The organism is Sorangium sp. So ce1153, assembly GCF_051521595.1.
Lineage (GTDB): Bacteria > Myxococcota_A > Polyangia > Polyangiales > Polyangiaceae > Sorangium.
The window spans coordinates 1-18557 of the sequence record NZ_CP150361.1 but is presented as its reverse complement, the minus strand read 5'-3'; the positions used below and the strand labels follow the sequence as shown (position 1 = coordinate 18557).

Sequence of the window (18557 nt, the reverse complement as noted above, 5' to 3'; positions counted from 1 at the left end):
GCCGCGCCCAAGCGAGTGAAGCCCCGCCCCGAGCAGGCCTTCGTGCGCGGCTTGCGCAGACCTGCCCGGTGAGCTGCGGCGTCGCGGCGTACGCCGCCCCGCTCGCGCGCCTCGCCGGGATGCCGGCGAGGGGGCGCGTCCGCGACGCCAACGGCCGCGCGGCGGCCGTGGTGCGCGACTACTTCGTCAGGCGCGCGATCTCTTCCTTGATGATCGTCTCGGCGAGGACCGGGACGACCTCCCACACGACGCGCTCCACGACGTCGCGGGACAGCGCCATCACGGCCTCGACCTGCTCGCTCGTGAGGCCGAGGCCCTCGAGCTTGCTCGCCATCTGGCCGTTGACCTGCGCGGACGCGGTGGCCGCGACCGCCGCAGACCCCGTCGCCGTCTTCGGCACGCCGGACACCGGCGTCGGCGAGAAGGCCATCGTCGTCTGCGGCAGACCCGACGACGCGCCGGTCGGCGCCGTTTTGACCGAGGCCTGGGCCGGCGCGGCGCTGGTGGCCGGCGCGTTGGGCGTGTAGATGAGCGTCTTCGCGCGCTGGAGCGGGCTCGCCGCCGCTGCCGCGGCGGGCTGCGCCGCGGCCGCCGCCGCAGGTTGCGCCGCGGCAGCAGGCTGCGCCGCGGCGGCGGGAGCGCGCGCGGCCGCGGGCGTCGCCGCAGCAGGAGCCGCAGCCGCGGCCGGCTTCGCCTCGCCGCGCGACGCCAGCAGCTTCTTGACCTTGTCGATCATCTGCTGCGTGTCGAACGGCTTGTCCATGTGGTCGTCCGCTTGCGCGCTCGAGCCCTTCGCAGGGTCGAACGGGTTCTGCTTGGACGACAGGATCAGGACGGGCGTCGCCGGTGATGCCTGCTTGATCGCCTTGCACAGCTCGTAGCCGTTCTTCGGCTCGAGCGTGACGTCGGCGATCACCAGGTCGGGTTTATCGCTCTTGAGCTTCTGCAGCGCAGCGTCGGCGCTGCTCGCCGTCACGACGCGGAAATCCTGACCCGCAAAGGTGATTTCGAGCACTTTGCGCATGGTCACGCTGTCGTCTACGGCGAGAAGGGTGCTGGCCACGAACGGGTCTCCTCTCAGATGGCGAGAAAGCGATGACGGCTCTGGATATCTTCGGCTCCGGTCGCGCGATGTGTCAACATTCGCGGTGTATTTCGCCCCGCGAGCCCCGCGGATGCGCGTTTTTCGCGCCGGTAGAGCCCGGCCCCACGCTGGTCGGGCCGAGCAAGGCGCCCCCGTGAGCTCTCATGCGACCGCTCCGCCCCGCCGCTCCCCCGACCCAGGCCGACGCTGAACCGACCGGCGTCGACCCGACCGCTCCCGTACGACCTCCGCAGGATGGCCACTGGATAGTTCCGGCAGAGCTGGACCGGCGGCCGCTCGACGGCGCGATCCGCGCGCTCGCCTCTGTCTCGTGGTCCGACGCGCGCCGGCTGATCGAGACCGGCAAGGTGCTGGTCGGGAACGCGGTGGCGACGAGCGCCCGGCGCCGGGTGCTCAACGGCGAGCGCGTCGAGGTCCGCCTGCGCGCGCCGCGGCCCGAGACCGTGCGGCGGCGCAAGCTCGAGGGCGAGCTCGTGGTCTACGCGGACGCGAGCGTCGTCGTGGTGAACAAACCCGCGGGGGTGAGCACCATCCCGTACGGCGACGAGGACCCCGCGGAGCAGGCCGCGACGCTCGACGCGCTGGTGCGGGAGGTGCTGGCCCGGCGCGACCGCCTGCGCGGGCGGGCGCCGCTCGGCGTCGTGCAGCGCCTCGACAAGGGGACGAGCGGGCTGCTCGTCTTCGCGCGGACGCTCGCCGCGAAGAAGCACCTCGCGCAGCAGCTCCGCGTGCGCTCGATGCACCGGCAGTACCTCGCGCTCGCGCACGGCGCGGTCCCGCGCGGCACCCACCGCAGCTACCTCGTCGAGGACCGGGGCGACGGGCTGCGCGGCTCGGCGCGGGAGCGGCGGCGCGAGGGGCAGCTCGCGGTGACGCACGTCGAGCCGATCGAGACGCTCCGAGGGCCGCAGGACGAGCCCGGGGCCACGGGCGTCACGCTGGTCGCCTGCCGCCTCGAGACAGGCCGCACGCACCAGATCCGCATCCACCTCGCGGAGTCCGGCCACCCGCTCGTCGGCGAGACGGTCTACGTGCGCGACTACCGCGGGGCGAAGATCCCGGCCCCGCGGCTGATGCTCCACGCGGCCGAGCTCGGGTTCGACCACCCCACCGACGACCGGCCGATGCGGTTCCAGGCGCCGCCGCCTCCCGACTTCGACGAGGTGCTCGAGCGGCTCCGCGAGGCGCGGCGCAAGGGCGCTACTTGACCTTGCCGCGGGCCTCGCTCATCGCCGCGGCGGTGGCGTCGACGAGCGGCATCACCTTCGCGTAATCCATCCGCGTCGGGCCGAGCACGCCCACGGTCCCGGCGACGCGCCCGTTCTCCATGTACGGCGCAGCGACCAGGCTGAGCTGGCCTCCGCCCAGATCGCCCGCCTCGCTGCCGACGAAGACGGTGACCTCGCCCGCGCCGGCGGCGAGCGTGCGGTCGAGCAGATCGACGAGCTCCTCGCGCTCCTCGAGCGCCTTCATCAGCTTCCTGAGCCGGTCGACGTCGGCGTACTCCGGCAGGTCGATCAGGCGGTTCTGCCCCTCGATGACGACCTCGCTCCGCCGGGTCACGTCGGCCGTCGCCTTGCTGCCGAGCTCGAAGGCGCGGCGCCTCAGCGCGTCGATCTGGAGGCGCTCGTCCGCGAGGCGACGGGCGAAGAGGTCCCGGATCTCGCCCAGCGTGCGCCCCTCGATCACGTCGGCGAGCAGGTTGTGGATCCGGGTGAGCTCCCCCTCGTTGATCGACTCGTCGATCGAGATGAAGCGGTTCTCGACCGAGCCGTCGGCGAAGACGAGCACGGCGAGCAGCTGCCCTGGCTTCGTCGGGATGAAGCGCAGCTGGGCGAGCGCGCGGATCTCCGCCCGCGGCGCCGCGACGACCGCCGCCGCGCCCGACAGCTCCGAGAGGTAACGCCCCGTCTCGCGGAGCGGGTCGCTCGCCACCGTGTAGATCTCGGTGAACCGAGCGCTGAGCTCCGCTTGCTGCTCTGGGGAGAGCGACCGAAGCTCGACGAGCGCGTCGATGAACAGCCGGAGCGCGCGATCGGTCGGGATCCGCCCCGCGGAGGTGTGCGGCTGATGGAGGTAGCCGGCCTCCTCGAGGTCAGCGAGCACGTTGCGGATCGAGGCCGCCGAGAGATCGAGCCCGTACTTCCGCGCGAGCGTCCTGCTGCCTACGGGGTCGCCCGTCGCGATGAACTCGGTGACCGCGGCGAAAAGGATCTTTCGAGCGCGATTGGAAACATCTCCCATGTCAGCTGCATGCAGCGCGTGAGCGCGCCGCGGTGGCTACCTGGACCAGGGACTGCCCGGACCGGGAAGCCATGCGGACCGGGCCTTCGCTCCCATACGTCAAGACGCGCGAGCGGGCTCCGGGCCCACGGATGCGCATGCCGTCTATTTTGAGGCGATCGCGCGGCCCGGTCAAATGGCGCGCTAGGATGGGCGCGGCCGCCGCGCCGGAGGCCGCGGTTCCGCGGCCCTCGCGCTGCCGTGTTCCTCGCGCCCTTCCCCGGATTCCCCGGGGTGGGCCGGGGCCTCGGCGCGTGGCGACGCCCGCCCGCAACGATGCCGCCCGCACGCCACGCCGCCACCGCCTGCGCGCTCGCCCTCGCGCTCGGCCCGCTCGCGACCACGCCGAGCGCGCAGGGCAGGCCGAAGGTGAAGTTCCATCAGGACTGGGCCAGACACCCGTCGGCGCGCTACGCGGCCCTGAGCGCGGAGCGGTGCCGGGAGGCGCTCGTGCGGCGGAAGGTCGCGTTCGAGCCGGTGCGGCGCGCGCCGGGCGTGCTCGCGCCGGTGCGGCTGACGCAAGGGGTCGGCGGGGTCCTCTACCGGACCGCGGAGCCGGCCCACCGGCGCGCCGACAACCCGAACGACGTCTTCGACTGCCGACTCGCGCTCGCGCTCTCGGACTTCAGCCGGATCCTGCGCGTGCACGACATCGGCGAGGTGCTGATGTTCTCGGCGTGGCGGCCCCCCTCGCCGATGTGGCCCGAGGGCAAGCTCGCGACGAGGCACCCCGGCGGGCTCGCCATCGACATCTACAGGTTCGTGAAGAAGCGCGCCGGCGACGGGTTCGCCGAGGAGTGGCTCGACGTCGAGCGCGACTTCGTCGGCAGGCGCGGCGCCCCGGTGTGCGGCGAGGGCGCGGGCAAACCGGCGAGCCGCGGCGCGGCGCGCAAGGGCGCGAGCAGCCCGCCGGCGGACGCGGCGGCGCGAGAGCTGCGCTCCATCGTGTGCGAGGCCGCGGATCAGCACATCTTCACGTCGATCCTCACGCCCAACTACGACCGGGCGCACAGAAATCACCTGCATCTCGAGGTGACCCCCGACGTCCAATGGCAGCTCGTGCGCTGATCCCGGGAGGGCAGGCCTCCCGGGCGCAAACCCGCTCTCGCTCCGAGGTCGACCCGCTATGTTAGCCCGCGTGCCCGCACGAAGACCCCCGCCCGCCCCCGCCTCTGCCGCGTCCGCCGCGCTGGCGCTCGCCGCCATCGTGCTGTCGTTCACGTTCGTCGGCTGCCCCTGCATCAGCGGCCCCGTGAACGCGAGCCCAGGCCTCCGCTGGTTTCTTTTCTCGAACTTCGGCGCCAGCAAGATCTGCCCCGAGATGCTGAAGAGCGGCGTCTCGCTGCGCCTGCAGGACAGGTCGTCGTCCATCGGGCGGTTCTTCCCGATGCAGTGCTCGTACGACGTCAACGACGCGGCCCAGACGGTCACCGTGCACATCGCCGGCACCGGGTACGGCTACATGCAGCCGGCGAAGCGGGTGGGCTTCTCGCTCACGACGTCCGTCGAGTACCGGCCCGACTTCCAGATCGCGGGCGATGACGTCTACGTGTGGGGCCGGCTGAACCGGATCGTGCAGGGCCCGAGCTTCCAGCTCGGCTACGTCGAGAACCCCGTCATCGACGTGATGGCCAACGTGCCGCCGTTCGGGGGGCTCGCCAACCTGCTCGGCAACCAGATCGTCGCCGGCGAGATGACCCGCGGGTTCACCGTCCTCTACAACGAGGAGACCGGGAAGGACTTCACGCTGGGGATCCTGATGCCGCCCCAGCGCCCGCACCACCCGTTCGAGGCGGAAGACGACGAGCGGTACACGTTCGCGAACGAGGTCATCGAGGTGCAGGCGCACCAGCGGGACTACCTCGGGCCGTTCGAGGTCGCCGACGCGGACCAGGCGCTCTACCTGAAGCTGAGCGTGCAGGGCGCGCCCGTGGACATCATGATCGTCGACAAGCTGACGGGCGACGCCTGGCGCGAGGCCTACCAGACCGGCAAGCCGCTCGGCCCCCCGCCCGGCCCGGTGCAAGCCGGCGGCCCCCTCCAGCCCGGGATCATCGAGACGCGCCGCTATGCGCTGCGCCCGGGCCTCTACTACGTCGTCATCGACAACACGGCGGCGGCTGGGCTCGTCTCGCCCCCCATCACGCTGCTCAGCCCTCTCGGAGGGTCGGCCGCGCAGGTGAGCTACATGGCGCAGGTCGGCGAGTGATGCCGGGGGGCGAGAGCGTGACCGCGTGACCGCGTGACCGCTTGATCGCTTGATCGCAGACGCGGTCAGGTCGCGCCGAGCGGGCGTGGTCGCCGGCCTTGACGCGGTTCGCCGCGAACGGGATAAACTCCGCATGGCCGTCATCGCGAGAGAGGGGGACAGCGTGACCCACGTCGACCAAGTTGCCCTCGACCGGCTGCGCGCCCGCCTCCAGGCGTACATGGCCAAGAAGGGGCTGAGGTCGACGGCGCAGCGCCGGCTGATCGTCGACACGTTCTTCTCGGGCGCCCCGCACATGACCATCGAGGACCTGCTCACGGAGGTCCGCGCGCGCGACCGGGGCATCGGGTACGCGACGGTGTACCGGACGCTCAAGCTGCTCGCGGAGTGCGGCGTGGCCTCCGAGCGCCGGTTCGGAGACGGCCTCAGCCGCTACGAGCTGGCCGACGACGCCAGCGCGCACCACGACCACCTGATCTGCGTGAGCTGCGGGAAGATCATCGAGTTCGAGGAGCCGCGGATCGAGGCGCTCCAGGAAGAGATCGCCGCGAAGTACGGCTTCGAGGTGAACTGGCACAAGCACGAGATGTACGGCGTCTGCCTGGAGTGCCGCGACGGCGACGCCAAGGACGACGCGGACGCCGACGTCTCGTAGCCGCCTCCAGCGGGAGGCGAGGAGCGCGGGGCCGGCCGCGCGCGGCGCGGGTGGCGCAGCGAGCGTTCAACTCTTCGCGTCGAGCGCGCGGGCGTGGACGACGGCCATGACGCCGCCGAGCAGCGAGGCGATGGGGGCGTAGGCCGGCGGGAGCACGAACGCGGAGATGACCGCGGCGCCGACGAGCGCCGGGGCGACGCTCAGCGCGAGCCCGACGCGCGCCTCGATGCGCGTGCGGTGCGCGAGCGCGAGGGAGAGCGCGGCGTCGCGGACATCGTCCGAGGCGAGCACCACCGAGAAGTCGGCAGGCGCGGAGCCAGCGGCGCCGAGGGCCACCGAGACGTCCGCGGCGCCGAGCGCGGCGTCGTCGACACCGGCGTGGCCGAGGACGGCGACGCTCGTGCCCGCGTCGATCAGGCGGCGCACCTCGGCGCCGCGATCCGCGGGGAGGATCTCGGGGCGGATGTGATCGATGTCGAGCGAGCGGCCGATCGCCTCGCACGTCTCGCGCGCGTCGCCCGACATCAGCACGGGCTCGACCTGCGCGTCGAGCAGGTGCTGGATGGCGGCCCGCGCCCCGGGACGGAGCCCGTCCTGCAGGCCGATGAGCCCGACGAGGCGGGCGCCCACCGCGACGAGCACCACCGTGCGGCCCAGCGCTTCGAGCTCGGCGACGCGGCTCTCGGCCGCGGCGATCGAGATCCGCTGCTCGAGCATGAGCGCGCGGTTGCCGACGCAGAGCTCCTCGCCGGACGAGGTGACGGCCGTCACGCCGAGGCCGGGGTGGAAGTTCGGGTTGCGCACGCCGTCGGGCCGCAGGCCGCGGACGCGGGCGGCCCGGACGATCGCCGTCGCGACGGGGTGCTCCTCGGTGCGCTCCGCGCCGGCCGCGAGCGCGAGCACGTCGCTCGGCGTGAGCTTCTGGCCGGTCGCCTCCAGCTCCGCGAGCTCGGGCTCGCCGAGCAGCAGCGTGCCGCGGGCGCAGAACACGGCGACCGAGACCCGACCGGCGCGGTCCCACGCGTCGGCGCTCTTGTAGACGATGCCCCGGCGCAGCCCGAGCAAGATGCCGCGCGCGACGTGGACCGAGGCGATCGAGGCCGTGATCGCCGTGGACAGCGCGGCGAGCACCGACGCCGCCGTCATCGCGACCTCGACCGGCGCGCGCCCGGCGACGAAGGCGGAGAGCGCGCCGATCACCGCGGCGCCGATCGCCCAGCGCTCGGTCAGGGCGCGGGAGGCCTGCGCGATGGGCGCGAGCGCGTCCGCGCGCCGGCGGGCGTCGAGGAGCACGCGCGCGACCGCGCGGTCGCCGCCGGAGAAGGTGCAGGCGCCGACGAGGCGGCCCCGGACCACGGTGGCCCCCGCGACGACGGGGTCGCCGTCGCGCCGGCGAGCCGGCGTGGTGGCGCCGATCCAGGGGAGCACCTCGACGTCGCCCCCCGTGACCACGAGATCGACCGGGACGACCTCCCCTGTGTCGACCTGGACGCTCTCGCCCGGTCGCAGCTCGTAGAGCTCGTCCCCGGCGCCCTCGGCGGAGCCGTCGTCGCCGCGCGGAGGAGCGCGGTCGACGGGCGCCGGGCCGTGCGCCCACGCGCCCGGCGGCCGGCGCGCCGGCGTGGAGAGCACGGACGCGATCCAGATCCGCTCGGCGAACACGCGATGGCGCGCGCTCTCGATGAGCCAGGCGCTGATCGCGCTGGCGGTGGCGATCACGCCCGCGAGCGACGCCGCCTCGGCCGCGAGCGCGCGATCCTGGCCGAACAGGGCCCAGACGGCGGCCACGAGCCCTCCCAGGACGGGGGCGAGCATCGGCGCCGGGTGCGGATCCGTGGCGTCGCGCGCGGTCGTGGCGGCGCGGCCGAGGAGCATCCCGGCGCTCACCGTGGCGAGCACGATGCGGGCGCCGATGACGAGCTTCGCGTCCCCGGCGAGGGTGAGCGCGACGGCGAGCGTCCCCGCGATGATCGCGAGCACCAGCAGCAGCGCGCCGATGTCCCGCGCCTCGGCCGCCTCGTAGCGCTGCGGCTCCTCGCTCAGGATGGTGTTCCCGATCGGCTCGAGCAGCGCGCGATCGTCGTCGAGGACCGGCAGCTCGGGGAGCCGCTCGTCGAGCGGAACGGGCGGGAACGCGTCGACGATGGGCGCGTCGAGATCGGCGACGCGCGGGGCGCCCTCGTCGGCGCGCGCGGGCTCGGCGCGCGGCGCGGCGGCGTGGGGCCCGGCGGCGGGCGGCGCCCCCGGCGAGAACCCCCGGGCGGGCGCGCCCGAGCTCGCCAGGCCGGCGGGCCGGACGTCGCCCGGCGCAGGCGGCGCCTCGCCGAGGAACGCGTGGCGGCACCGGGCGTTGCAGAAGTAGTGAAAGCGCTGGTCGAAGATCGCGACGTGCCCCGCGCGCAGCGGATCGATCAGCTTGCTGCAGCCCGAGCACGGGAGGGGCGCGACGGCGGGCCCGGCTGCGCGCGAGGCGACCACCTCAACCTGCAGCCGGCATCTCGGCGAGCGCGGCCTCGACCTCGGCCAGGGCCTCGTCGATCTGGGCCTCGCTCACGATCAGGGGCGGCGTGAACCGGAGCACGTTGCTGCCGGCGACCGTGAGGAGCACGCCCCGGTCGCGCGCGCGCCCGAGCGCGTCGCGCGTGTCGACGCCCGGCGCGAGGATGAGCCCGCGGAGCAGGCCGCGCCCGCGCTCGCCGGCGCACACGTTCGGCAGCCGCGCGGCGATCGCGGCGAGGCCGCGGCCGAGCTGCTCGCCGCGCTTCACGGCGGCCTCGCAGAGCTTGTCTTCCTCGATCACCGCGAGCACCGTGCGCGCCGTGGCCGAGGCGAGCGCGTTGCCGCCGTACGTCGAGCCGTGCGAGCCCGGGGGCAGCGCGCCGTTGAGCCGCTCCCGCAGCACGAGCGCGCCGATCGGGAACCCGCCGCCGAGCCCCTTCGCGAGCGCCGCCGCGTCGCCCTGGACGCCGTCGTACATCGCGCCGAGCCAGTGCCCCGTGCGCCCGATCCCGGTCTGCACCTCGTCGAGGAGCAGCAGCGCGCCGTGCTCATCCGCGATGCGCCGCAGCTCCGCGAGGAACCCGGGCGGGGCCGGCAGGACACCGCCCTCCCCCTGCACCGGCTCCACCAGGATCCCCGCGACGTCCGGGCCCATGGCGGCGCGCACCGCGGCGGCGTCTCCATAGGGCACGTGGGTGACCCCCTCGAGCGAGGGGCCGAAGCCCTCGCGGTACTTCGGCGTCCCGGTCAGGGCGACAGCGCCGAGCGTGCGGCCGTGGAACGCGTTCTCGAACGCGATGATCCGGTAGCGCTCGGTCTCGCCGCGGTTGAAGAAGTGGCGGCGCGCGAGCTTGAGCATCGCCTCGTTCGCCTCCGTGCCCGAGTTGCAGAAGAAGGCGCGGTCGAAGCCGGTCTTCTCGCAGAGCTCCTCGGCAAGGCGGAGGTTCTCGGCGTTGAAGAAGTAGTTGGAGGTGTGCATGAGGCGGCCCGCCTGCTCGGCGATCGTCGCCACGAGCCGCGGGTGAGCATGCCCGAGCGACGCCACCGCCACCCCGGCGTACATGTCGAGGTACCGGCGCCCCTCCGTATCGAAGAGCTCGCACCCCTTGCCTCGATCGAGGACGAACGGGGGCTGGCGGTAGTTGCCGAGGAGGTGCCTCTGCGCCGCGAGGAGCGGCGAGCTGGCGGGCGTCGAGGCGTTCGCCGGAGGGGGCTCGGCGGCGGGGCTGGGGGCGATGCTCATGGGGCCCCGATCTAACGCCGGGCAGGGGGTCGGAGCAAACGGTCGATGCACGGCCGGCCCAGGATCGTGGAGACCCGGGCAAAACGCGCGTAAAATGCGCGTCCGGAGCGCTCGCCGCGCGGTTGTCCGCGGCCGCTCCCGCGAGCCGCCGCCGTCGGAGCGCGCCGGCGCGCGCTGGCCGAGCGCGCCGGCGCGCGCCGGGGGACCGGCGCTGGGCCTGGAGATTGCCACCGGATCGCGGCTGGTTATAGTGCCGCCGTCCTATGAGCGATTCGGAACAAAATGGGTCGAACCAGAACACCGGGGAGCCGGCGGAGGCGCAGGCGGAGCGCGCAGAGCCCGCGGAGCAGCGAGCCGCCACCCCCGAAGACAAACTCGGCGAGGTGCAGGCCGAGGCCGCGCGGATGCGCGAGCAGCTGCTGCGCACCGCCGCCGATTTCGACAACTTCCGTAAGCGCTCCCGGCGCGAGGTCGAAGAGGCACAGCGCCGCGGCCGCGAGTCGATCCTGAAGGATCTGCTCCCGGTCTTCGACAACCTCGAGCGCGCCGCCAGCCACGCCGAGAGCGCGCCCGACGTGAAGTCGGTCGCCGAGGGCGTGCGGATCGTGGCGAAGCAGTTCGTCGATACGCTCGAGCGCATGGGCATCAAGCGCATCGCCGCGGTCGGAAAGCCCTTCGATCCCAGCGTGCACGAGGCCATCCAGCAGATCGAGTCGACCGAGCACCCGGCCGGCGTCGTGATCGCGGAGGTCCAGCCGGGGTACATGCTGGGCGATTACCTGATCCGCGCGGCGATGGTCGTCGTCTCGAAGGGCTCGCCCGGCGAGTCGACGTCCGCGGCCAACTGAGCCTCGCCACGGCGCGGGCCGGCTGCTCAGCGCACACCTCCTGCCTCGCGCGCATCATGGCGGTGGTCCTCTCCGGGATCTGCTGTGCCCCGCCACCTCACCGCACGATCTCCCCAAATATCGCGGACGCCAAGGTCGTCTCCCCACCCGGCGCGCAGCGAGGCCTGTAGTATCTTTCGCCGCATATGGGGAAGGTGATCGGCATCGATCTCGGGACGACGAACTCGTGCGTGGCTGTCGTCGAGGGGGCGGGGGTCGCCTCGGCGAACGATGTGCGGGTCATCCCGAACGCCGAGGGCGCGCGCACGACCCCCTCGGTGGTCGGCTTCCCCGCGAGCGGCGAGCGCCTGGTCGGACAGGTCGCGCGGCGCCAGGCGGTCACGAACCCGCAGAACACCATCTCCGCGGTGAAGCGCCTGATGGGCCGCAAATTCAGCGCGCCCGAGGTCAGCAAGCAGATCTCGCTCGCCCCCTACAAGATCGTCGAGGCGCCGAACAGCGACGCGTGGGTCGACGTCAAGGGGCGCAGCTACTCGCCCCCCGAGATCTCCGCGATGATCCTCGGCCAGATGAAGCAGGTCGCCGAGCGGTTCCTCGGTGAGCCGGTGACCGAGGCGGTGGTCACCGTCCCGGCCTACTTCGACGACGCGCAGCGACAGGCCACGAAGGACGCCGGGCGGATCGCCGGGCTCGACGTGCGCCGGATCATCAACGAGCCGACCGCCGCGGCGCTCGCCTACGGCCTCGACAAGGTCAAGGCCGAGACGATCGCGGTCTACGACCTCGGCGGAGGGACGTTCGACATCTCGATCCTCGAGATCGCGAACGGCGTCTTCAGCGTCAAGGCGACCGGCGGCGACACCCACCTCGGCGGGGAGGACTTCGACCAGCGGCTCATCGATCTGCTGGCCGACGAGTTCGAGGGCCAGAGCCGCATCGATCTGCGCCGCGATCGCATGGCGCTCCAGCGGCTCAAGGAGGCGGCGGAGAAGGCGAAGCACGAGCTCTCGTCGTCGCTCGAGACCGAGATCAACATCCCGTTCATCGCCGTCGGTCCGGGCGGCGGGCCGCTCCACCTCGAGCGCACGATGCGGCGCAACGAGCTCGAGATGCTCTGCGAGAGCCTCATCCAGCGGACCGTCGACGTCTGCCGCGCGACGCTCGCGGACGCGAAGCTCCCCGTCTCCGCCGTCAACACGGTGGTCCTCGTCGGGGGCATGACGCGCATGCCCGCCGTGCAGGCGGCGGTGCGCGAGTTCTTCGGCCGCGAGCCGAACAAGGGGGTGAACCCGGACGAGGTCGTCGCGGTCGGGGCGGCGCTGCAGGGCGCCGCGCTCTCGGGGCACGTCGACGAGGTGCTGCTCCTCGACGTGACGCCGCTCTCGCTCGGCGTCGAGACCGGCGGCGGCGTGAGCTTCAAGCTCATCCCGCGGAACACCACGATCCCGACCGAGCGGAGCGAGATCTTCACGACCAGCGTCGACAACCAGAGCTTCGTCCCCGTCCACGTGCTCCAGGGCGAGCGCGAGATGGCCGCCGACTGCCGGAGCCTCGCGCGCTTCGAGCTCACCGGCATCCCGCCCGCGCCGCGCGGGCTGCCCAAGATCCAGGTGACCTTCCGCATCGACGAGAACGGGATCGTCCGCGTCGAGGCGCGGGACCTCGGCACGGGGCGGGTCCAGGAGGTCCGGGTCACCCCGACGAGCGGCCTCACCCCCGACGAGGTCGACAGGCTCGTCTCGGAGGGCGAGCGGTTCAAGGAGACCGACGCGCTCCGCCGCGATCTCGCCGAGCTCCGCAACCAGGCGGAGACCCTCGTCTACACGACCGAGCAGGCCCTCGAGGGCTACGGCGATCTGCTCGACGCCGAGCTCCTCGGCGAGGTCCACGCCGAGTGCGCCGCGCTGCGGAAGCTGCTCGACGGCGGCGGCGACCTCGACGCGCTCCGGGCCGCGTACGCGCGCCTGGAAGGGGCGGCGTTCCGGATCGCGGAGTCGATGTATGGAGGGGACGATGACGCCGCCGCGAGCAAGGCCGTTGAGACGTGACGCGCGGCCGGGCGGCGCGGCGCGATCCCCGGGCGAGCGCACTCCCGGCCGCGCGAAGGCCGCTGGCCTCCTCTTCCGGAGCGCCGCGCGCGCTCTAGACGCGAGGCTGCGCGGGGCTTCGACGAGACGATGCTGAACGAGACCTTCGGACGCTACCGCTTGCTCGAGCGCCTCGGCGAAGGCGGCATGGCCGAGGTCTTCAAGGCCAAGAGCTTCGGCGTCGAGGGGTTCGAGAAGGTCCTCGTCATCAAGCGCATCCTCCCGAAGCTCGCCGAGCAGGGGCGCTTCGTGGACATGTTCGTGCACGAGGCCAAGCTCGCCGTGCGCCTCTCGCACGCGAACATCGTGCAGGTGTTCGACCTCGGCCGCGTCGACCACCCGAACGGCGATCCGACCAGCTACTTCATCGCGATGGAGTACGTCCCCGGGCTCGACCTGGCGACGCTGCTCGCCCGCTGCCGCCGCGCGAAGCGGCCGATCCCCCTCGGCATGGCCGTGTTCATGACGGCCGAGATCGCGAAGGCGCTCGACCACGCCCACCGGCGGCGCGACGAGCAGTCGCGCCCCCTCGGCATCGTCCACCGCGACATCTCGCCCCAGAACATCCTGCTCTCCTGGGAGGGAGAGGTGAAGGTCACCGACTTCGGCATCGCGAAGGCGACGCAGTCGATGACCGAGGAGGAGGTCGGCGAGAAGCGCGCGGGGCGGATCCGCGGGAAGCTCGCCTACATGAGCCCCGAGCAGTCGCGCGCCGACGCGATCGACGGCAGGAGCGACCTCTTCTCGCTCGGGACGGTGCTCTACGAGATGCTCGCCGGCTCGAACCCGTTCGCGGCGCCCACCGCGTTCGAGGTCATGCGGCGGCTGCAGGCGAGCGAGTACCCGCCGCTCGCGCTCGTGCGCCCCGACGTGCCCAGCCCGCTCGTCGACATCGTGAGCACGATGCTCGCGAGGAGCGCCGAGGATCGGTTCGCCGACGCCGGGCGGCTGCACGAGGCGCTCCTCGGCTTCTTCTACGCGACGGGCGAGCGGTTCGGGGCGAACGATCTCGCCGAGTTCCTGGAGCCGTTCCACGAGGAGAAGGCGGGCGCCGTGCTCGAGGCGAGCGCCGTGCTCGAGGAGGAGCCGCTCGGGGCCAACGAGCGCACGCCCGTGGAGGTGCCGCACACGACGAGCACGCGCACGCGCACGACGGCGTCGGGGCTCCTCCAGCTGCTCGAGAAGGCCGACAGCAGCCCGGCCACGCGCGGGCTCGGCGAGCGGCGCGAGGTCACGGCGCTCGTGCTCATCTTCACGGGGTCCGAGGAGGACGCGGCGAGGAGCATCGCGCGGGCCCGCGAGGTGCTGGCGCGCTACGGCGCGCTGCTGCTCGAGCAGGAGGCGTCCCAGCTCGTCGCCGTCTTCGGGCTCGGCGACGCCGACGGACGCGACACCGAGGCCGCGGTGCGCGCCGCCCTCGTGATCCTGCGCTCGCGCGGCGGCGGCGCGTCGGTCTCCGCGGGCATCCACCTCGCCCGCATCCTGGTCGACGGCGCCGGCGCGCCGATCCGCGACGAGCGGCTCGCCTCGCTCATCGCCTCCGCCCAGGCGCTCGCCCGCGCGACCGAGTCCCAGGTCGCCGTGTCACACCTCACCGGGCGCGTCCTCCGCAACGCGTTCACGACCGAGGAGCTGCCCGGCGCGGGCCGGACCGCGCCCGAGGGGGGGCGCGCGGTCACCTCCGCGCACCCCCCGGACGGCGCCTACGGCCGCTTCGTCGGCCGCCGCGACGAGCTGAAGCAGCTCGGCGACATCCTGGCCGCCGCCACGAGGAAGCGCGCGCAGATCGCCGTCATCCAGGGCGAGCGCGGCATCGGCAAGACGCGGCTGCTCGCCGAGATGGAGCGGCGGCTGTCGAAGGGCGACTACAACGTCGGGGTCTACGTCGCGTCGTGCCCGCACAACGGCGCCGACGTCCCGTGGAGCGGCCTCACCGCGATGCTGCAGGTGCTCTGCGGCATCCAGGAGGGCGACGACGAGGAGCGCATCCGCGCGGTGCTGCCGCGGCTGCGGGCGCTCGGCCTGCGCGAGGAGGAGTCCGCGGCCGTGCTCGGCCAGCTCGGCGCGGCGCTCGTCGACCAGCGCGCGCCGCAGGGGACGAGCGCGATCCTGCGCACGGCCTTCCCGCGCATGGTGCAGAGCCTCTGCGAGGACCGGCTCCACTGCTTCGCCTGGGACGACGCGCAGGCCATGGACCAGCTCACCGCCGAGACCCTCCTCGCCACCGCCGGCCGCGCCGGCGGGCTCCGCGCCGTGCTGATCCTGGCGACGCGCGCCGACCCGCCGCCGCTGCTCGAGGCGCACCCCCAGTTCTACCGGCTCAAGGTCGGGGAGCTGTCGGACAGCGACAGCGCGCGGCTCATGTCCGCGCGCATCGGCGCGACGTTCCTGCCGCCCGAGGTGCTCGCCTTCTGCCGCGAGCGCGCCGGGGGCCACCCGCTGTTCCTCGAGGAGCTCATCAAGGAGCTGAGCGACTCCGGCGCGCTCAGCGTCGCCGGCGGCGTCGTGAAGGCCCGGCTCGACGGCGCGTCGGCCGTGCCGCGCTCGCTGCGCACCCTCATCGCCACGCGGGTGCGGCGGCTCGACCCGAGCGACCGCGCCGTGCTCCAGGCCGCGGCGATCCTCGGCGATCCGGTGCCGACCGAGGTCCTCGCGGCGCTCCTCCAGCAGAAGCTCTCGGCCGTGAACCGGGCGATCTCCGGGCTCGCGACCCGCGACCTCCTGCGGCTCAAGGGCCCCGCGCAGGCGAGCTTCGCGTCACCCATGCACGGGGAGATCGTCCTCGACGCGATCCCCCCCGAGCTCCGCCGGGAGCTGCACGCCACCGCCGCGGCGGCCTACGTCGCGGTCGTCGGCGAGGACAGCGCCGAGCACGCCGAGCGCATCGGGCAGCACTTCTACCAGGCCGGCGATCGCGACCGCGCCGCCACGTTCTACGCGCGGGCGGCGCTCCACAAGATCCGGGCGAACCAGCTCGATCCGGCGCTCCGGCTCATCTTCCAGGCGCTCGATCTCGGCGACCACGCCCAGCGCTCGCCGGCGGAGCTCTCCGCGTGGCTCGGCGCGCTCGCGGACGTCGTCGTGCGCGTGCGCTCCGCGCCCGATCTCGGCGACGTCGTGGCCCGCGCGCTCAGGCGCATCGACGAGGACGGCACCCCGGAGCAGAAGCTCTCGGCGCGCGTCGACGTGGCCCGCGCCCTCGGCGCGGTGGACCTGTTCGCGGACGCCTACACGCGGCTCGAGGAGGCGTACGCCCTCGCCGGCGACCGGGAGGATCTCCGCCGGAAGGCGCTCGCGTGCGAGACCGAGATCGGCGTGCGGACGGGCGACTTCGCCCGCGCGGTGCGCGCCGTCGAGCAGCTCGAGGCGATGGGCGAGATCGACGACGCCAGGCTGCTGCTCGCGGTCTCGCAGACGCGCGCGGCGACGGGCGACATCCAGGCGGCGCTGCGCGCGCTCGATCGGGCGGAGGGGCTCGGCGACCCGGGCGATCTCGCGGCGGCGAGCGAGCGCGAGAAGCAGCGCGTCCTCGTGCACGTCTTCCTCCGCGACTTCGAGGCGGCGGTGAAGACCTCCGCCCGCGCGGTCGACCTCGCCCGGTCCGCGGGCCTGCGCTTCGAGACCGCCGCCGCGCTGCACAACCTCGGCGACGCGAGCCGGCGGCTCGGCGACCTGCCGCGCGCCTACGCGTCGCTCACCGAGTCGAAGGAGCTCGCCGAGGAGAGCGGCCACGAGCGCCTCGTCTCGATCAACCGCGCGCACCTCGCCTACCTCGACGGCCTGAACGGCGCCGCCGGCGCCGGCGATCTGCTGCGCGAGCTCGCCCGCTACGCCGACGCGCGCTCGTACCGGATCGACGCCCTGGAGAGCCGGTACCTGCTCGGCGCGCTCCTCAAGCACCAGGGCCTGGCCAGGGAGGCGCGGCGCGAGCTCGCGGAGGTGCTCGAGCTCGCCTCCGCGTACGGCAACAAGCTCATCGCCGACGACGCGCGCGCCGGGCTGTCCGAGCTCTGACCGCCGGCGCCGTCCGCGCGCTGCACGGCCAGCGCGCAGCCGACGCCAGACAGCTGCGCGGCGGACGCGGAGAGGCCCTCGGCGGGGGCGCCGGCCTCGTGCGCGCGCCGCGCCACGGAATGCGCGCGCGCCCCGCGGCGGAATGCGCGCGCGCCCCGCGGCGGAGCGGCCGTCCTGTGCGGAGCGCGCGGGCGGGATCTACTCGTCGGCGAGCTTCTTCTCGAGCGCCTCGAGGTGGGCGCGGACCTGCGGATCGGAGTCCCGCTGCGCCTCGATCTTGCGCACCGCGCTCATCACGGTCGTGTGGTCGCGGTTGCCGAAGGCCCGCCCGATCTCCGGGAAGCTGCACTTCAGCCGCTGCTTGCAGAGGTACATCGCCACGTGCCGCGCGAAGGCCACGCTCTTGTGGCGGTCCTTCGAGGTGAGGTCGATCGAGCGCAGGTGGAAGTGGTGGCACACCGCGCGCTGGATGTCCTCGACGCTCATCATCTGCGCCCGCGGCGGCGACGTGGCCGTGATCTCGGCGCGCGCGAACGGGAGATCCACGGGGCGGCCCGTCAGCGAGCTCTTGGCCGCCAGCCGGATCAGCGTCCCCTCGAGCTCGCGGACGTTCGAGCGGACCATCTGCGCGAGGTAGAGCGCCACGTCGTCCGTGAGCGCGATGCCCTCGAGCGCCGCCTTGTTCCGGACGATCGCGACGCGCGTCTCCAGCTCCGGCACCTGGATGTCGGCGACGAGCCCCCACGAGAACCGCGAGACCAGGCGCTCTTCCATGCGCTCGAGGTTCTGGGGGTACTTGTCGCTCGTCACCACGATCTGCCGGTCGAGCGTGTGGAGCGCGTTGAAGGTGTGGAAGAACTCCTCCTGCGTCTGCTCGCGCCCGGCCAGGAACTGGATGTCGTCGACGAGCAGCACGTCGCAGCTCGACCTGTACCTCGTGCGGAAGTCGTCCATCCGGTGGTGCTGGATGGCCGTGATGAAGTCGTTCGTGAACTTCTCCGCCGAGACGTAGATGATCCGCGCGTCCGGCCTGCCCTCGAAGACGCGGTGCGCGATCGCGTGCATCAGGTGGGTCTTGCCGAGCCCCGTTCCGCCGCAGATGAAGAGCGGGTTGTACCGGCGGCCCCCGCCGCCCGCGGCCGCGATCGCGGCCGCGTGCGCCAGCTGGTTCGACGGGCCCACGACGAAGCTCGCGAAGGTGTGCTTCGGGTTGAGGTCGTCGGGCATCGGCGAGACGCGCCGCAGCGGCTGCTCGGGGCGGGGCGCCGGCGTCGGCGCCGTGCTCGTCGGACGCACCACGAGCGCCCGCGGGCGGACCGGGGTGAGCTCGACGCGCTGCGCGATCGGCGAGTCCAGGTGCTGATCCACCGTCCACGCCACCTGGACCGACCAGCCCGTGATCTCGCGGATCTTGTCGGTCAGCGCGGGCAGGAAATTGTCCCTCACCCACTCGAGGACGAACTCGTTCTGGACTCGCAGCGTGAGCACGCCGTCGGTCAGGTCATCGAACTGAACTCCCCCAAACCACTGATCAAAAGTTGCGGGAGAAAGGGCCCGCGTATGCTCGATCGCCCGATCGAAGACTTCGCGGGGCTCGTGTTTCGGAATCGTCAT

12 protein-coding genes are annotated in these 18557 nt (G+C 73.2%); 7 read left to right on the top strand and 5 right to left on the bottom strand.

The features are described 5' to 3' along the window. Window positions 1–178: 178 nt before the first annotated feature. Window positions 179–1063, bottom strand: coding sequence for a response regulator transcription factor (locus WME85_RS00060; RefSeq protein ID WP_437833979.1), 885 nt, complete (start codon window positions 1061–1063; stop codon window positions 179–181). 185 nt (window positions 1064–1248) lie between these two features. Between WME85_RS00060 and WME85_RS00055 the strand changes: the two genes are divergently transcribed. Continuing rightward, window positions 1249–2313 (top strand): RluA family pseudouridine synthase, encoded by a 1065-nt coding sequence (locus tag WME85_RS00055; RefSeq protein WP_437833976.1) that lies wholly within the window; start codon window positions 1249–1251, stop codon window positions 2311–2313. Here WME85_RS00055 and hrcA read toward each other — a convergent pair. Then, a complete protein-coding gene (hrcA, locus tag WME85_RS00050) occupies window positions 2306–3349 on the bottom strand; it encodes an HrcA family transcriptional regulator (RefSeq protein ID WP_437306917.1) in 1044 nt (347 codons plus the stop codon). The two genes, WME85_RS00055 and hrcA, sit on opposite strands and share 8 nt — an antisense overlap. Before the next feature lie 315 nt (window positions 3350–3664). Between hrcA and WME85_RS00045 the strand changes: the two genes are divergently transcribed. The 3 genes from WME85_RS00045 to WME85_RS00035 all read left to right on the top strand — a co-directional run bounded on the left by WME85_RS00045 (window position 3665) and on the right by WME85_RS00035 (window position 6252). Next, entirely contained in the window at window positions 3665–4456 is a 792-nt protein-coding gene (locus tag WME85_RS00045) for an extensin family protein (protein ID WP_437833974.1), read from the top strand. 70 nt (window positions 4457–4526) lie between these two features. Continuing rightward, entirely contained in the window at window positions 4527–5597 is a 1071-nt protein-coding gene (locus WME85_RS00040) for a hypothetical protein (protein WP_437833971.1), read from the top strand. A gap of 133 nt (window positions 5598–5730) precedes the next feature. Continuing rightward, a complete protein-coding gene (locus WME85_RS00035) occupies window positions 5731–6252 on the top strand; it encodes a Fur family transcriptional regulator (protein WP_437306914.1) in 522 nt (173 codons plus the stop codon). A gap of 66 nt (window positions 6253–6318) precedes the next feature. Here WME85_RS00035 and WME85_RS00030 read toward each other — a convergent pair whose 3' ends face one another. Both WME85_RS00030 and WME85_RS00025 read right to left on the bottom strand, forming a co-directional pair. Beyond that, window positions 6319–8730 (bottom strand): HAD-IC family P-type ATPase, encoded by a 2412-nt coding sequence (locus tag WME85_RS00030; protein WP_437833968.1) that lies wholly within the window; start codon window positions 8728–8730, stop codon window positions 6319–6321. 1 nt (window position 8731) lies between these two features. Beyond that, window positions 8732–9994, bottom strand: a complete 1263-nt coding sequence (locus WME85_RS00025; protein ID WP_437833966.1) for an aspartate aminotransferase family protein — start codon at window positions 9992–9994, stop codon at window positions 8732–8734. Between the two features lie 263 nt (window positions 9995–10257). On the opposite strand from WME85_RS00025, the gene grpE reads away from it, so the two are divergent. The 3 genes from grpE to WME85_RS00010 all read left to right on the top strand — a co-directional run bounded on the left by grpE (window position 10258) and on the right by WME85_RS00010 (window position 16943). Next, window positions 10258–10842 (top strand): nucleotide exchange factor GrpE, encoded by a 585-nt coding sequence (gene grpE, locus WME85_RS00020; protein ID WP_437833963.1) that lies wholly within the window; start codon window positions 10258–10260, stop codon window positions 10840–10842. A gap of 185 nt (window positions 10843–11027) precedes the next feature. Next, complete coding sequence (gene dnaK / locus WME85_RS00015) at window positions 11028–12890, top strand: molecular chaperone DnaK (RefSeq protein ID WP_437833961.1); 1863 nt, start codon at window positions 11028–11030, stop codon at window positions 12888–12890. Between the two features lie 129 nt (window positions 12891–13019). Then, window positions 13020–16943 (top strand): protein kinase domain-containing protein, encoded by a 3924-nt coding sequence (locus tag WME85_RS00010; RefSeq protein ID WP_437833958.1) that lies wholly within the window; start codon window positions 13020–13022, stop codon window positions 16941–16943. A 198-nt stretch (window positions 16944–17141) separates the two neighbouring features. Here WME85_RS00010 and dnaA read toward each other — a convergent pair whose 3' ends face one another. Further along, window positions 17142–18557 carry a chromosomal replication initiator protein DnaA gene (gene dnaA / locus WME85_RS00005; RefSeq protein ID WP_437833955.1) on the bottom strand — a complete coding sequence of 472 codons (1416 nt, stop codon included), beginning with the start codon at window positions 18555–18557 and terminating at the stop codon, window positions 17142–17144.

Coding starts and splice junctions, on each gene's coding strand:
- WME85_RS00035 (WP_437306914.1), top strand. CDS start 5,731: ATGGCCGTCATCGCGAGAGAGGGGGACAGCGTGACCCACGTCGACCAA.
- dnaA (WP_437833955.1), bottom strand. CDS start 18,557: ATGACGATTCCGAAACACGAGCCCCGCGAAGTCTTCGATCGGGCGATC.
- WME85_RS00010 (WP_437833958.1), top strand. CDS start 13,020: ATGCTGAACGAGACCTTCGGACGCTACCGCTTGCTCGAGCGCCTCGGC.
- hrcA (WP_437306917.1), bottom strand. CDS start 3,349: ATGGGAGATGTTTCCAATCGCGCTCGAAAGATCCTTTTCGCCGCGGTC.
- dnaK (WP_437833961.1), top strand. CDS start 11,028: ATGGGGAAGGTGATCGGCATCGATCTCGGGACGACGAACTCGTGCGTG.
- grpE (WP_437833963.1), top strand. CDS start 10,258: ATGAGCGATTCGGAACAAAATGGGTCGAACCAGAACACCGGGGAGCCG.
- WME85_RS00055 (WP_437833976.1), top strand. CDS start 1,249: ATGCGACCGCTCCGCCCCGCCGCTCCCCCGACCCAGGCCGACGCTGAA.
- WME85_RS00025 (WP_437833966.1), bottom strand. CDS start 9,994: ATGAGCATCGCCCCCAGCCCCGCCGCCGAGCCCCCTCCGGCGAACGCC.
- WME85_RS00045 (WP_437833974.1), top strand. CDS start 3,665: ATGCCGCCCGCACGCCACGCCGCCACCGCCTGCGCGCTCGCCCTCGCG.